The following is a 14,117-nucleotide window of genomic DNA, read 5'->3' as shown; positions in this document are numbered from 1 at the left end:
GTTCAGAGCATTTTTCTCCGGTTCGGCGTTACGTTACCTCTACCCTATCAGAGTCTGAAGTCTTCCCCAAGATAGACGCGCTTAACATGATCATCTTCGAGGATCTGCTGTGGCGTACCGTGGGCGATCAGGTTGCCCTGGCTCACGATATACGCACGTTCACATACGGCCAGTGTTTCACGGACGTTGTGGTCAGTAATCAACACGCCAAGACCGCTGTCGCGCAGATGCTCAATAATACGTTTAATGTCGATAACGGAGATGGGGTCAACGCCTGCAAATGGTTCATCCAGCAGGATGAACTTCGGGTTTGCTGCCAACGCGCGTGCAATTTCAACACGGCGGCGTTCCCCCCCGGACAGCGCCTGCCCAAGGCTATCGCGCAGGTGCTCAATGTGAAACTCTTCCATCAGCTCGTTGGCGCGATCCTGACGCTGTTCGCTGGTCAGGTCGTCACGAATTTGCAGAACGGCCATCAGGTTATCGAAGACGCTAAGGCGACGGAAAATGGAGGCTTCCTGCGGCAGGTAGCCAATACCCCGGCGCGCGCGCGCGTGCAGTGGCAGAAGGCTGATGTCTTCATCATCAATGATGATGTTACCGGCATCGCGTGGGACAATACCCACGACCATGTAGAAGGTCGTGGTTTTACCTGCACCGTTTGGACCAAGCAGGCCAACAATTTCGCCGGAGTTGACGGTCAGACTGACATCTTCCACGACACGGCGGCCCTTATAGGCCTTCGCGAGATTTTTTGCAGTTAATGTTGCCATAACGAATTAGTTACTCTTCTTCTGTGCCGGGGCCTGGCCCTTGCCTTTGTCCTGCAGCTGAGACGGCACTAACACGGTGGTGACGCGTTTGCCTTTCTCGCTGGAGGCCTGCATTTTTTGCTCTTTCACCAGATAGGTGATTTTATCGCCGGTGATATTGCTATCGAGCTGTTCCAGATAGGCGTTACCGGTAAGGATGACCAGATCTTTCGCCAGTTCATAATGCATGTGGCTGGCATGGCCCTTCACTGGCTTGCCGTTGTCCTGCATCTGGTAGAACGTGGCCGGGTTGCCGTAGCCATCAATGATCTCTTTGCCCTGTTCGCCACCTGGACGGGTAACGACCACCTTATCGGCGTTAATCTTGATGGTGCCCTGGGTCATAACCACGTTGCCGGTAAAGGTAACGACATTACCTTGCATATCAAGAGACTGCGTATCGGACTCGATATGGATCGGCTGTTCGGTATCGCCAGTAACAGCAAGCGCGGGAAGACTGGCCGCCAGCATCGCGCTGGCGATAATTACTTTAAGGCTGAGTTTGTTTGTTTTGAATTTCATAGGAGGTTCTAACCTTTTCAATCAGCTCGGCGTTTTTGCTGCGTAAGTTCCCGCGCATTCTTAAACCGCTGGAATTAAATGTTGTGCCGTACAGAGTGACCAGATCCTGCGACGTCACATCCTGAGTAACCAGGTTGATCTGGGCATTATCTGTCGTAATTTTGCGCAGTTGTGAGTCAGCGGTCAGGGCGTTGACTTCAACATGGCCATAAAGATAAAGCATACGGTCATTCGTCAGTTTTGCCCGGTCGGACTTAATCGACCACGTCGGCACTTTGTCCTTATCAAACGTCGTCATGACCGGCTGGGTAAACCACGAAATACCGTCATCTGAAAAATATTCAACGTGCTGGGCAATCAGGCGATAGTTCAGCGCACCTTCCGGGCTATAGACTACGGTATCACTGTGATCGCTTTTATAGGTTGGATCGTTATTGTTGATCACTTCCGTTTGCGTATCGTCACGATCGGCAAGGTTCACGCCAATCAGTATCAGTGCGACAAGCGAAAGCAGAATGATAACCCAACGTCTGGTTTTACTCATATCGATTGCCCTTTGGCCTCATCAAGCTTGCCCTGCGCCAGCAGAAGCAGATCGCAGACTTCACGTACGGCACCACGGCCACCGTTGATGTGGGTAACATAATCAGCCCGCGGGATCAGCAGCGGATGCGCATCCGCAACCGCGACACTCAGGCCAATCTCAGCCATTACCGGCCAGTCGATCAGGTCGTCACCGACATAGGCCACATGTTCTGGCGCGATAGACAGTTTACCCAGTAAATCATTGAAAGCAGCCATCTTATCGGACTGTCCCTGATACAGATGGGTAATGCCCAACGTTTCACAGCGATCTTCTACCAGTTTAGCTTTTCGCCCGGTGATGATGGCAACCTCGATACCCGATGTGAGCGCACAACGAATACCGTAGCCATCGCGAACGTTGAACGCTTTTAGCTCTTCACCATTATTGCCCATGTAAATCAGGCCATCGGACAGTACGCCGTCCACATCCAGAATCAGCAGGCGAATATTTTCTGCCTTTACCATCACGTGGGCACTGACCGGACCATAACAGGTTGCAAGGGATGCACCCGCATTACTCATTGTCTTATCCTTCATTACACTACGCCTGCGCGCAGCAGATCATGCATATGTACCACACCCAGCAATTGGTCGCCATCGGCAACCATCACTGAGGTGATATGTCGGGACTGCATCAGGTTCAGTACATCCACCGCCAGCGTGCCCGGGCGAACGCGAATCCCGCCGGGCGTCATCACATCGGCAATACCCAGCGTGCGAACATCCACGCCCATGTCGAACACGCGACGCAGGTCACCGTCGGTGAAAATCCCCTCGATCTTCATCAGATCGTCACACACCACCGTCATGCCCAGGTTTTTACGGGTGATTTCCAGCAGCGCATCACGCAGGGAGGCCTCTTTACTGACGTGAGGGATTTCATCGCCAGTATGCATAATATCGTTAACCCGCAGCAGCAGTTTCCGACCCAGCGCACCGCCAGGATGGGAAAGCGCGAAATCTTCAGGGGTAAAACCGCGGGCTTCAAGGAGCGCAACGGCAAGCGCGTCGCCCATTACCAGCGCTGCGGTGGTGCTGGATGTTGGCGCGAGACCCAGTGGGCAGGCCTCTTTCGGCACTTTCACGCACAGGTGAATATCCGCCGCACGTGCCATGCTGCTTTCCGGGCGGCTGGTCATGCAAATGAGCGGGACCTGCAGCCGCTTCAGAACCGGTATCAGCGCCAGGATCTCGTTGGACTCCCCGGAGTTTGACAGCGCAATGACGACATCCTGCGGCGTCACCATGCCCAGATCGCCGTGTGCCGCTTCTCCTGGATGTACAAAGAAGGAGGAGGTGCCGGTGCTGGCGAAAGTGGCGGCCATTTTGCGGCCAATGTGGCCGGACTTGCCCATCCCCATTACCACGACTTTACCGACACAGTAGAACATCTTCTCACAGGCCAGACTGAAATCCTGATTAATGTACTGATCTAACTGCGCCAGACCTTCACGTTCAATCTCCAGAACGTCTTTGCCTGCTTTCTGAAAGTCAAAACCCGGCTGCAATTCTATTTGCGACATAATGCGTTTCCGTTTACCCAGAGAGAAGAGGCGAAAGCCAGTACAGCATCGCCATCCATACGATAAATCCACCCGTCAGCAGCGCGCCTGCGCCTTTGCCGATCTGTCGTTGCCGCCGCCAGCAGAGCAGGGCAAAGATAACGCTCACCAGCAACATCACCCCGTAATCACGTGAGAAGGCCAGCGGGTTAAACGGCCCGGGCGTTATCAGGGCTGGCAGGCCCATGACGATGGCAATATTGAAGATGTTCGAGCCGATAATATTGCCGATGGCGATGTCATCTTCACCTTTACGTGCCCCGGCAATGGCCGTGGCCAGCTCCGGCAGGCTGGTGCCGATGGCGATCACGGTCAGGCCAATGGTCAGTTCGCTCATGGCGAAATAATTCGCCAGTACCGTCGCGTTATCCACGACCATCCGTGTTGCCATGGGCATAATGATCAACGCGACACCCAGCCAGAGCAGTGCCACAGGCAGCGTACCTTCACGCGGTAGCTCGGCGACCTGCTCACGCGTCAGGCTGTCCTGACCCTGTTTTTCCGCCAGGCGGGCAATGTTAACACTATAGAGCAGCCAGATGACCGCCAGCGCCAGCAAGAAAATGCCGTCACTGTAGCTCAGAACGCCATCGTAAAATACGCATCCTGCCAACAGGCTTACGATCAACATTAGCGGCAATTCCCGGCGCAGAACATCAGAATGCACGCGAAATGGATGGAGCAACGCGGCCAGGCCCAGAATAAGCAGAATATTGACGATGTTAGAGCCAATCGCGGTGCCAACAGCAAGGTCTATCTGACCATGCAGCGATGCCGTCACAGAGACGATGATTTCAGGCAGGGAGGTTCCAACACTGACCACGGTCATCCCGATGACAACAGGTGGGACGCCAGTGAGGCGGCACAGGATCGATGCAGCAAACACCAAACGGTCAGCACTGTAGACCACCAAAAGTAAACCAATTATTAACAGTGCTGTTGCTAAAAGCATCAAAAGTCCTTTCTTCAGGTATACTCGCCGGTCCACCGCGCGGGAATTGTTAGCGCTGCATACAGCCTAAGACGTAACGAATTCCTAATTTTGACTTTATGCGCCGGAAAAGTAAAACAAATGCCAGCTTTCGCTAACCTCTACGGCTAATATTCTGTAAAAATGTGGGGTTTAGGGCTGATTTAAGCTTCACGCTTCGCATGAAGCAGGGTAAGAAAGGAACCGTAAATGAGCCAAACGATGGCGAATTTAGTCGATGTCCGTGGGGTGAGCTTTTCTCGCGGCAACAGATTGATATTTGATGATATTTCGTTGACCGTGCCGCATGGCAAAATCACAGCCATCATGGGACCGTCCGGGATCGGTAAAACGACCCTGCTGCGACTTATCGGTGGGCAGATCCCACCCGATAGCGGTGAAATCCTCTTCGACGGCGAAAACGTACCGGAGATGTCGCGGTCGCGCCTGTATACTGTGCGCAAGCGGATGAGCATGCTCTTTCAGTCGGGGGCCTTGTTCACCGACATGAACGTCTTTGATAATGTCGCCTATCCGCTGCGCGAGCATACGCAGCTTCCGCCAGAGCTGCTGAAAAGCACGGTAATGATGAAGCTGGAGGCGGTAGGGCTGCGTGGCGCCGCAAAGCTGATGCCGTCAGAGCTGTCTGGTGGTATGGCGCGCCGTGCCGCGCTGGCGAGAGCCATTGCGCTGGAACCCGATTTAATCATGTTCGACGAACCGTTTGTCGGACAGGATCCAATTACGATGGGCGTGCTGGTGAAGCTCATCTCTGAATTGAACAGCGCGCTCGGCGTCACCTGCATTGTGGTGTCTCACGATGTGCCGGAAGTGTTGAGTATTGCCGACTATGCCTACATTGTGGCAGACAAAAGGATCGTCGCGCACGGCAGCGCCCAGGCGTTGCAGGAAAACTGCGATCCGCGAGTACGGCAGTTCCTCGACGGTATTGCGGATGGGCCTGTGCCGTTCCGCTACCCTGCGGGCGACTATCGTGACGATTTATTGGGAATAGGGAGTTAAGCCACTCATGCTGTTAAATGCGTTGGCCGCTCTTGGACACCGTGGCATAAAAACCATCAGGACGTTCGGGCGCGCCGGATTGATGTTGTTCAACGCGCTGGTCGGCAAGCCGGAGTTCCGCAAGCACGCGCCTTTACTGGTACGGCAACTCTATAACGTCGGCGTGCTGTCGATGCTCATCATCATTGTGTCCGGTCTGTTTATCGGCATGGTGCTGGGGCTGCAGGGCTACCTTGTTCTGACGACCTACAGCGCGGAAACCAGCCTCGGCATGCTGGTGGCGCTTTCGCTGCTGCGTGAACTGGGGCCGGTGGTGGCGGCACTGCTGTTTGCCGGACGCGCGGGGTCGGCACTCACCGCAGAGATTGGTCTGATGCGTGCCACCGAGCAGCTTTCCAGTATGGAAATGATGGCGGTCGATCCGTTGCGGCGTGTTATCTCCCCCCGTTTCTGGGCAGGGGTTATCTCCTTACCGTTGCTGACTATCCTGTTTGTGGCCGTCGGTATCTGGGGCGGTTCGCTGGTGGGCGTTCACTGGAAAGGCATTGATGCCGGTTTCTTCTGGTCTGCCATGCAGGACGCCATCGATCTGCGAATGGATCTGGTTAACTGTTTGATTAAAAGCGTGGTATTTGCCATTACGGTCACCTGGATTGCGTTATTTAATGGTTACGATGCCATCCCGACGTCGGCGGGCATTAGCCGTGCAACTACACGTACTGTCGTACATTCGTCGCTGGCCGTACTGGGTCTGGATTTTGTGCTCACCGCACTGATGTTTGGGAATTGAGTTCATGCAAACGAGAAAAAATGAAATTTGGGTCGGCGTGTTCCTGTTGCTGGCACTGCTTGCCGCACTGTTTATCTGCCTGAGAGCGGCGGATATCACCTCAGTGCGTACCGAACCGACTTATCGCATCTATGCCACTTTCGACAATATCGGAGGGCTGAAGGCGCGCTCTCCTGTGCGTATTGGCGGTGTGGTTATTGGCCGTGTGGCAGACATTACGCTTGATGAAAAAACCTATCTGCCGCGCGTGGCGATGGATATTGAAGAGCGTTACAACCATATCCCGGATACCAGCTCGCTTTCTATCCGCACCTCCGGCCTGCTGGGCGAACAATATCTGGCACTGAACGTGGGCTTTGAAGATCCTGAGCTTGGAACGACTATCCTTAAAGACGGTAGCGTGATCCAGGATACCAAGTCCGCGATGGTGCTGGAGGACATGATTGGTCAGTTCCTTTACAACAGTAAGGGAGATGATAAAAAGTCCGATGCTGCCCCTGCGCAGACTGAAGATCATACCAACGTCGCACCGACACCTGGCACGACGAATTAATATCAGGAGAAGTCATTCATGTTTAAACGACTGTTAATGGTTGCCATGCTGGTTATTGCCCCTCTCACGGCAGCACACGCCGCGGATCAGAGCAACCCGTACAAACTGATGGACGAAGCCGCGAAGAAAACCTTCGATCGTCTTAAAAACGAACAGCCTAAAATTCGTTCTAATCCTGATTATCTGCGTGACGTGGTCGATCAGGAGCTGCTGCCGTATGTGCAGATCAAATATGCCGGTGCGCTGGTGCTGGGGCGTTATTACAAAGACGCTACCCCTGCGCAGCGTGAAGCCTACTTTGCTGCCTTCCGCGAATACCTGAAACAGGCTTACGGCCAGGCGCTGGCGATGTACCACGGCCAGACCTACCAGATTGCACCGGAACAGCCGCTGGGTGATGCCACCATAGTGCCTATTCGCGTCACGATCATCGATCCTAACGGTCGTCCACCGGTTCGCCTGGATTTCCAGTGGCGTAAAAACAGCCAGACCGGCAACTGGCAGGCGTATGACATGATCGCCGAAGGGGTGAGCATGATCACGACTAAACAGAATGAGTGGAGCGACCTGCTGCGTACTAAAGGCATTGATGGCCTGACCGCCCAGCTGCAGTCTATCTCTCGCCAGAAAATCACCCTGGATGAGAAGAAGTAATGTCGCAGCAACTGAGCTGGTCGCGTGAGGGCGAAACATTAAAGCTGTCCGGTGAACTCGATCAGGATCTGCTCAACCCGTTATGGGATAAACGCCATGACGCCATGCAGGGCGTTACGCTGATCGATTTGAGCGGTGTCACGCGGGTAGATACGGCTGGGGTGGCGCTGCTTGCCCACCTCATTGCCGTGGGGAAAAAGCAGGGGGCAACTGTGACGCTTCACGGGGCCAGCGATAATGTCGTCACCCTGGCGCAGCTCTACAATCTTCCTCAGGACGTACTGCCGCATTAATATTTTCAGTGCGTTACTTCTGAAAGCCCTGACAGTTTCATCGTCGGGGCTTTTTGCTTGTTTAAGACGACGCCACTTTGCTCTAAGATGTTGGGCTTGTTTTCACTATCAGATGATTAAGAACCCATGGAAAATCATGAAATCCAGACAGTGCTGATGAATGCACTCTCACTTCAGGAAGCCCACGTCACAGGCGATGGCAGTCACTTCCAGGTTATTGCTGTGGGTGAGATGTTCGACGGTATGAGCCGTGTGAAGAAACAGCAGGCTGTGTACGCGCCGCTGATGGAATATATTGCGGATAACCGCATACACGCCCTGTCGATTAAAGCGTTCACCCCGCAAGAGTGGGCACGCGATCGCAAACTAAACGGTTTTTGAGCTGAGGGCGATGCGCCCGCAGCACGGTTGAATTTATAAGAGAGCACACCATGGATAAATTTCGTGTACAGGGGCCGACGCGCCTCCAGGGCGAAGTCACAATTTCTGGCGCGAAAAACGCCGCGCTGCCGATCCTCTTTGCTGCGCTGCTCGCGGAAGAGCCGGTAGAAATTCAGAACGTACCGAAGCTGAAAGATATCGACACCACCATGAAGCTGCTCACCCAGTTGGGGACGAAAGTCGAGCGTAATGGCTCCGTCTGGATCGATGCCAGCAACGTGAACAACTTCTCAGCACCGTACGACCTGGTGAAAACCATGCGTGCATCCATCTGGGCGCTTGGCCCGCTGGTAGCGCGTTTTGGTCAGGGACAGGTGTCACTGCCTGGTGGTTGCGCCATTGGCGCGCGTCCTGTTGACCTGCATATCTTCGGTCTGGAGAAGCTGGGCGCGGAGATCAAACTGGAAGAAGGTTACGTTAAAGCGTCCGTTAATGGCCGCCTGAAAGGCGCACACATTGTCATGGATAAAGTGAGCGTTGGCGCAACCGTCACCATTATGTCCGCGGCAACGCTGGCAGAAGGTACCACCATTATCGAAAACGCCGCGCGCGAGCCGGAAATTGTGGATACTGCCAACTTCCTCGTGGCGCTGGGTGCAAAAATCTCTGGCCAGGGTACCGATCGCATCACCATTGAAGGCGTTGAGCGTCTGGGGGGCGGTGTGTATCGCGTTCTGCCAGACCGTATTGAAACCGGGACTTTCCTGGTGGCTGCGGCCATTTCTGGCGGCAAGATTGTTTGCCGTAATGCGCAGCCTGACACCCTGGATGCGGTGCTGGCGAAGCTGCGTGAAGCGGGTGCGGATATCGAAACCGGTGAAGACTGGATCAGCCTTGATATGCACGGTAAACGTCCAAAAGCGGTAACCGTTCGCACGGCGCCGCATCCGGCATTCCCGACCGATATGCAGGCTCAGTTCACGCTGCTGAACCTGGTGGCAGAAGGTACCGGTGTGATCACCGAGACTATCTTCGAGAACCGCTTCATGCACGTACCGGAGCTGATCCGTATGGGCGCACATGCAGAGATCGAAAGTAACACGGTGATTTGCCACGGTGTTGAGAAGCTCTCCGGTGCGCAGGTTATGGCAACCGATCTGCGTGCGTCTGCGAGCCTGGTATTAGCGGGTTGTATCGCGGAAGGAACGACGGTTGTGGATCGTATCTACCACATCGATCGTGGTTACGAGCGTATTGAAGACAAACTGCGCGCGCTGGGTGCCAATATCGAGCGTGTGAAGGGCGAGTAATCGTTCCGGCAGCCCCCTGCCAGAGATGGCCGGGGGGGTGCTGTTCCTGTCAAAAAAAGCGCGTCAGGCCGGTTGCTCTTTCCTGGTTTTTTTCTGGCGAATCATGCGTGTTCTGTCAATAAACTCATGGGTAATGGGATCGTGGTAACGCGAGGGCCAAATGACCCACGGGTGCGTCTCCAGCGCCGATGCAATAATCAATTCACCCTTTGGCCAGGGGCGAGTCAGGGCATTTGCCAGCGTTGATGAGCTCAATCCATTGCGACGTGATTCAGCGGCGAGCGATGTTCCTTTTTTGCGCAGCGCAGCAATAATATCTGCTGAGTGCCAGTCGATAAATTTCATATCCATAAAGCTGTCCTTGTGTTCGTAATCACCCACGTCATTTCTACCGAAACGACGGGGTTACTATACTCATTTTGAACACAGGCTCTAAAAAGTTCGCGTTACTTGAAGGAATATTCAGAATAAGACATGGCTTTATTCATGCGGTCTGTAAGCCGATGATTTTACGTGAATATGGAATTTATAAGAACTTATTGAAATCTCCCCGCGAAGGCCGCGGGGAGAAGCGAGAGGTTAACGATCGCGCTGTACGGCGATGTGGGCAAGGCCGATTAACGCATCGCGCCATGGGCTGTCTGGAATGACCTGCAGTGCCGCGATGGCTTTATCCGCCTCTTCTTCAGCGCGCTGACGCGTCCACTCCAGCGAGCCGCAGATGGCCATTGTTTCCAGTACCGGTTCCAGTAGATGGCGACCATTTCCCTGCTCAATCGCTTCACGGATCATTTTCGCCTGGTCAGCGGATCCGTTGTGCATGGCATGGAGCAGCGGCAGGGTCGGTTTACCTTCGTTGAGGTCATCGCCGACGTTTTTGCCGAGCGTTTCGCCATCAGCACTGTAGTCTAGCAAATCGTCAATCAACTGGAATGCGGTCCCCAGATAACGGCCGTAGTCCTGCAGCCCTTTTTCCTGCGCAGCGGTACAGCCAGCCAGAATGCCGGAACATTGCGCCGCGGCTTCAAACAGGCGCGCGGTTTTGCTGTAGATTACGCGCATGTAATTTTCTTCGGTGATGTCAGGATCGTTGACGTTCATCAGCTGCAGCACTTCGCCTTCCGCGATCACGTTAACGGCTTCAGACATCACTTCCAGCACTTTCAGAGAGCCGAGGCTGGTCATCATCTGGAAGGCACGGGTATAGATAAAATCACCGACCAGAACGCTGGCTGCGTTGCCGAAGGCGGCGTTTGCCGTGGCTTTGCCACGACGCATGTCTGATTCATCCACAACATCATCATGCAGAAGCGTCGCAGTGTGAATAAATTCGATCAGTGCTGCGATAGTGACATGAGCCTTTCCCTGATAACCCACGGCTCTGGCGGCCAGTATGGCAATCATCGGGCGAATACGTTTACCGCCGCCGCTGACGATGTAATAGCCCAACTGATTGATTAGCTGAACATCAGAGTTGAGTTGTTCCAGGATTGCTGCATTCACACCCGCCATATCTTGCGCGGTTAACTCGTTGATTTTTTCTAAATTCATCGCAAAAGCCGGGCTTTTTATCCTGTTTATCCCATCTTTAATGGGGTAACGAAGGGTTTCGGTTTATCAATAGTATTGCTGATTGTACTGAAAAAACGGCTCAGATAAACGCTACCGTACGTGTTGTGTTTTTTTTCTTCATGTATTGATGGTAGCACTTGTCAAAGGCTCGCGTTTTGCGTAATATTCGCGCCCTATTGTGAATATTTATAGCGCACTCTGATTCATACGAGGATGTGCGCGGAAGCGGAGTTTATATGTACGCGGTTTTCCAAAGTGGTGGTAAACAACACCGAGTAAGCGAAGGTCAGACCGTTCGCCTGGAAAAGCTGGACATCGCAACTGGCGAATCTGTTGAGTTCGCAGAAGTTCTGATGATCGCAAACGGTGAAGAAGTCAAAATCGGCGTTCCTTTCGTTGATGGCGGCGTTATCAAAGCTGAAGTTGTTGCTCACGGTCGTGGCGAGAAAGTTAAAATCGTTAAGTTTCGTCGTCGTAAACACTACCGTAAGCAGCAGGGCCACCGTCAGTGGTTCACTGATGTGAAAATTACTGGCATCAGCGCCTAAGACCTGAGGAGAGATTTAAATGGCACATAAAAAGGCTGGCGGCTCCACACGTAACGGTCGCGATTCAGAAGCTAAACGCCTGGGCGTTAAGCGTTTCGGTGGCGAATCCGTTCTGGCGGGTAGCATCATCGTTCGTCAACGTGGTACCAAATTCCACGCTGGCAACAACGTAGGTTGCGGTCGTGACCACACTCTGTTTGCTAAAGCAGACGGTAAAGTGAAATTTGAAGTTAAAGGCCCGAACAACCGTAAATACATCAGCATCGTTGCTGAGTAAGGTTTTCTCGGTCCGGTAACGGATTAAAGCCCCGCAACCTGTTGCGGGGCTTTTTACATTGGAAACCCGGTAATTTTTTCTGTAGGGAAAACGGGCATGAAGCAGCAGGCCGGCATTGGAATTCTTTTGGCGCTCACAACCGCAATGTGCTGGGGTGCGTTGCCAATTGCAATGAAGCAGGTACTGGAAGTGATGGAACCGCCTACGGTGGTGTTTTATCGCTTTCTGATGGCAAGTATCGGCCTGGGGGCCATCCTTGCTGTTAAAGGCAAGCTTCCGCCCCTGCGTCTCTTCCGTAAACCGCGCTGGCTGGTATTACTGGCTATCGCGACGGGGGGACTGTTTGGCAACTTCATTCTGTTCAGTTCTTCCCTGCAATATCTCAGCCCGACGGCGTCGCAAGTGATTGGTCAACTTTCACCGGTTGGCATGATGGTTGCCAGCGTCGTTATCCTCAAGGAGAAGATGCGCGGTACGCAGATCGTCGGGGCGAGCATGCTGCTATGTGGCCTGGTAATGTTCTTCAATACCAGCCTGATAGAGATTTTTACCCGCCTGACCGATTACACCTGGGGTGTAATCTTCGGTGTGGGGGCAGCGACGGTTTGGGTGAGCTATGGCGTCGCGCAAAAGGTGTTATTGCGTCGTCTTGCCTCACAGCAGATCCTCTTTTTGCTGTACACTTTGTGTACAATAGCATTATTGCCGTTAGCGAAGCCGGGGGTGATCACTCAGCTTAGCGACTGGCAGCTGGCGTGCCTCATATTTTGTGGGCTGAATACGCTGGTCGGTTATGGCGCGCTGGCCGAAGCAATGGCGCGCTGGCAGGCAGCACAGGTGAGTGCATTGATTACGCTCACTCCGCTGTTTACGCTGTTATTTTCAGATTTGTTATCAATGGCCTGGCCCGATGTCTTCGTCAGACCGATGCTCAACCTGTTGGGCTATCTCGGTGCGTTTGTCGTGGTTGCGGGCGCGATGTATTCCGCCATTGGTCATCGTCTCTGGGGGCGTTGGCGCAAAAATGAAGCGGTCCCCGCTCAGGCGAATGATTTACGGAGAGTAAAATGAAGTTTGTTGATGAAGCGACGATCCTGGTCGTGGCAGGTGATGGCGGCAACGGTTGCGTAAGCTTCCGCCGTGAAAAATATATTCCTCGTGGTGGCCCTGACGGCGGCGACGGCGGCGACGGCGGTGACGTATGGCTGGAGGCGGATGAGAACCTCAACACGCTGATCGACTACCGTTTCGAAAAATCTTTCCGCGCTGAGCGTGGCCAGAACGGCCAGAGCCGTGACTGTACCGGTAAACGTGGTAAAGACGTCACCATTAAGGTACCAGTGGGTACGCGTGTGATCGATCAGGGTACCGGTGAGACCATGGGCGATATGACCAAACACGGTCAGCGTCTGATGGTTGCAAAAGGGGGTTGGCACGGTCTGGGCAACAGCCGTTTCAAATCTTCCGTCAACCGTACGCCGCGTCAGAAAACAATGGGTACGCCGGGCGATAAGCGCGACCTGCAGCTGGAGCTGATGCTGCTGGCCGATGTGGGGATGCTGGGGATGCCAAACGCTGGTAAATCCACGTTTATTCGCGCCGTCTCTGCCGCTAAGCCAAAAGTGGCGGACTATCCGTTTACCACGCTGGTGCCAAGCCTGGGCGTTGTCCGTATGGATAACGAGAAGAGCTTTGTGGTTGCCGATATCCCGGGTCTGATTGAAGGCGCAGCGGAAGGTGCCGGTCTGGGGATCCGCTTCCTGAAACACCTTGAGCGCTGCCGCGTACTGCTGCACCTCATCGATATCGATCCGATCGACGGGTCCGATCCGGTAGAAAATGCCCGTATCATCGTCGGCGAGCTGGAGAAATACAGCGAGAAACTGGCGAACAAACCGCGCTGGCTGGTCTTTAACAAGATTGACCTGATGGATAAAGCCGAAGCGGAAGCAAAAGCGAAAGCCATTGCTGAAGCGATGGGATGGGAAGATAAATACTACCTGATCTCCGCGGCAAGCCAGGTTGGCGTGAAAGATCTCTGCTGGGATGTGATGACCTTTATCATCGAGAACCCGGTTGTTCAGGCGGAAGAAGCGAAGCAGCCTGAAAAAGTCGAATTCATGTGGGATGACTACCACCGTCAACAGCTTGAAGAGCTGGAAGCGGAAGAGGAAGACGACTGGGACGACGACTGGGATGAAGACGACGAAGAAGGCGTCGAGTTCATCTACAAGCACTAATGACCTGATAAGGCCCCTGTTGATA

The 14,117-nt window shown here is 53.8% G+C and carries 19 protein-coding genes; 11 read left to right on the top strand and 8 right to left on the bottom strand.

Annotated features, from left to right (window positions below; translation table 11 throughout):
* Positions 1-47 precede the first annotated feature (47 nt).
* Genes lptB through ECL_RS22835 form a run of 6 tightly spaced genes read right to left on the bottom strand, consistent with a single transcriptional unit; the run spans position 48 to position 4,433 of the window.
* Complete coding sequence (gene lptB, locus ECL_RS22860) at positions 48-773, bottom strand: LPS export ABC transporter ATP-binding protein (protein WP_013098941.1); 726 nt, start codon at positions 771-773, stop codon at positions 48-50.
* Between the two features lie 6 nt (positions 774-779).
* Positions 780-1,334, bottom strand: coding sequence for a lipopolysaccharide ABC transporter substrate-binding protein LptA (lptA, locus tag ECL_RS22855; RefSeq protein ID WP_013098940.1), 555 nt, complete (start codon positions 1,332-1,334; stop codon positions 780-782).
* Positions 1,303-1,878 carry an LPS export ABC transporter periplasmic protein LptC gene (lptC, locus tag ECL_RS22850; RefSeq protein ID WP_013098939.1) on the bottom strand — a complete coding sequence of 192 codons (576 nt, stop codon included), beginning with the start codon at positions 1,876-1,878 and terminating at the stop codon, positions 1,303-1,305. Before lptC ends, lptA begins: the two co-directional genes overlap by 32 nt.
* Complete coding sequence (kdsC, locus tag ECL_RS22845; RefSeq protein WP_013098938.1) at positions 1,875-2,441, bottom strand: 3-deoxy-manno-octulosonate-8-phosphatase KdsC; 567 nt, start codon at positions 2,439-2,441, stop codon at positions 1,875-1,877. The genes lptC and kdsC overlap by 4 nt, the downstream gene beginning before the upstream one ends.
* Before the next feature lie 14 nt (positions 2,442-2,455).
* A complete protein-coding gene (gene kdsD / locus ECL_RS22840) occupies positions 2,456-3,442 on the bottom strand; it encodes an arabinose-5-phosphate isomerase KdsD (RefSeq protein WP_013098937.1) in 987 nt (328 codons plus the stop codon).
* Between the two features lie 13 nt (positions 3,443-3,455).
* Positions 3,456-4,433, bottom strand: a complete 978-nt coding sequence (locus ECL_RS22835; protein WP_013098936.1) for a calcium/sodium antiporter — start codon at positions 4,431-4,433, stop codon at positions 3,456-3,458.
* Positions 4,434-4,661: 228 nt separating this feature from the next.
* On the opposite strand from ECL_RS22835, the gene mlaF reads away from it, so the two are divergent.
* The 7 genes from mlaF (at position 4,662) to murA (ending at position 9,455) form a co-directional block, all read left to right on the top strand.
* Positions 4,662-5,474 (top strand): phospholipid ABC transporter ATP-binding protein MlaF, encoded by an 813-nt coding sequence (gene mlaF / locus ECL_RS22830; protein ID WP_013098935.1) that lies wholly within the window; start codon positions 4,662-4,664, stop codon positions 5,472-5,474.
* Between the two features lie 7 nt (positions 5,475-5,481).
* Complete coding sequence (gene mlaE / locus ECL_RS22825; RefSeq protein ID WP_010436044.1) at positions 5,482-6,264, top strand: lipid asymmetry maintenance ABC transporter permease subunit MlaE; 783 nt, start codon at positions 5,482-5,484, stop codon at positions 6,262-6,264.
* Between the two features lie 4 nt (positions 6,265-6,268).
* Positions 6,269-6,817: an outer membrane lipid asymmetry maintenance protein MlaD gene (mlaD, locus tag ECL_RS22820; protein ID WP_013098934.1), complete on the top strand. Its 549-nt coding sequence runs from the start codon at positions 6,269-6,271 to the stop codon at positions 6,815-6,817.
* A gap of 18 nt (positions 6,818-6,835) precedes the next feature.
* On the top strand, positions 6,836-7,471 hold the full coding sequence (gene mlaC, locus ECL_RS22815) for a phospholipid-binding protein MlaC (protein WP_013098933.1): 636 nt from the start codon (positions 6,836-6,838) through the stop codon (positions 7,469-7,471).
* A complete protein-coding gene (gene mlaB / locus ECL_RS22810) occupies positions 7,471-7,764 on the top strand; it encodes a lipid asymmetry maintenance protein MlaB (protein WP_013098932.1) in 294 nt (97 codons plus the stop codon). The genes mlaC and mlaB overlap by 1 nt, the downstream gene beginning before the upstream one ends.
* Positions 7,765-7,890: 126 nt before the next feature.
* The gene (gene ibaG, locus ECL_RS22805) at positions 7,891-8,145 is read left to right on the top strand and encodes a BolA family iron metabolism protein IbaG (RefSeq protein ID WP_008501458.1); all 255 of its coding nucleotides are present in this window, start codon (positions 7,891-7,893) and stop codon (positions 8,143-8,145) included.
* 50 nt (positions 8,146-8,195) lie between these two features.
* Complete coding sequence (gene murA / locus ECL_RS22800; protein WP_013098931.1) at positions 8,196-9,455, top strand: UDP-N-acetylglucosamine 1-carboxyvinyltransferase; 1,260 nt, start codon at positions 8,196-8,198, stop codon at positions 9,453-9,455.
* 63 nt (positions 9,456-9,518) lie between these two features.
* Here the strand turns inward: murA and sfsB are convergent, their stop codons facing one another.
* Together sfsB and ispB are read right to left on the bottom strand one after the other, a co-directional pair.
* Positions 9,519-9,806 carry a DNA-binding transcriptional regulator SfsB gene (gene sfsB, locus ECL_RS22795; RefSeq protein ID WP_013098930.1) on the bottom strand — a complete coding sequence of 96 codons (288 nt, stop codon included), beginning with the start codon at positions 9,804-9,806 and terminating at the stop codon, positions 9,519-9,521.
* 228 nt (positions 9,807-10,034) lie between these two features.
* Positions 10,035-11,006: an octaprenyl diphosphate synthase gene (gene ispB, locus ECL_RS22790; protein WP_013098929.1), complete on the bottom strand. Its 972-nt coding sequence runs from the start codon at positions 11,004-11,006 to the stop codon at positions 10,035-10,037.
* 257 nt (positions 11,007-11,263) lie between these two features.
* On the opposite strand from ispB, the gene rplU reads away from it, so the two are divergent.
* The 4 genes from rplU to cgtA all read left to right on the top strand — a co-directional run bounded on the left by rplU (position 11,264) and on the right by cgtA (position 14,092).
* A complete protein-coding gene (gene rplU, locus ECL_RS22785) occupies positions 11,264-11,575 on the top strand; it encodes a 50S ribosomal protein L21 (RefSeq protein ID WP_003025032.1) in 312 nt (103 codons plus the stop codon).
* 19 nt (positions 11,576-11,594) lie between these two features.
* Positions 11,595-11,852 (top strand): 50S ribosomal protein L27, encoded by a 258-nt coding sequence (rpmA, locus tag ECL_RS22780; protein WP_004385076.1) that lies wholly within the window; start codon positions 11,595-11,597, stop codon positions 11,850-11,852.
* Positions 11,853-11,948: 96 nt separating this feature from the next.
* Positions 11,949-12,923 (top strand): DMT family transporter, encoded by a 975-nt coding sequence (locus tag ECL_RS22775; RefSeq protein WP_013098928.1) that lies wholly within the window; start codon positions 11,949-11,951, stop codon positions 12,921-12,923.
* On the top strand, positions 12,920-14,092 hold the full coding sequence (cgtA, locus tag ECL_RS22770) for an Obg family GTPase CgtA (RefSeq protein WP_013098927.1): 1,173 nt from the start codon (positions 12,920-12,922) through the stop codon (positions 14,090-14,092). Before ECL_RS22775 ends, cgtA begins: the two co-directional genes overlap by 4 nt.
* The last annotated feature ends 25 nt before the right edge of the window (positions 14,093-14,117 follow it).

The organism is Enterobacter cloacae subsp. cloacae ATCC 13047, from assembly GCF_000025565.1.
In the GTDB taxonomy this organism is placed as follows: Bacteria; Pseudomonadota; Gammaproteobacteria; order Enterobacterales; family Enterobacteriaceae; genus Enterobacter; species Enterobacter cloacae.
Note: the sequence above shows the minus strand (reverse complement) of the source record. Positions and strands in the feature narration are given on the sequence as shown.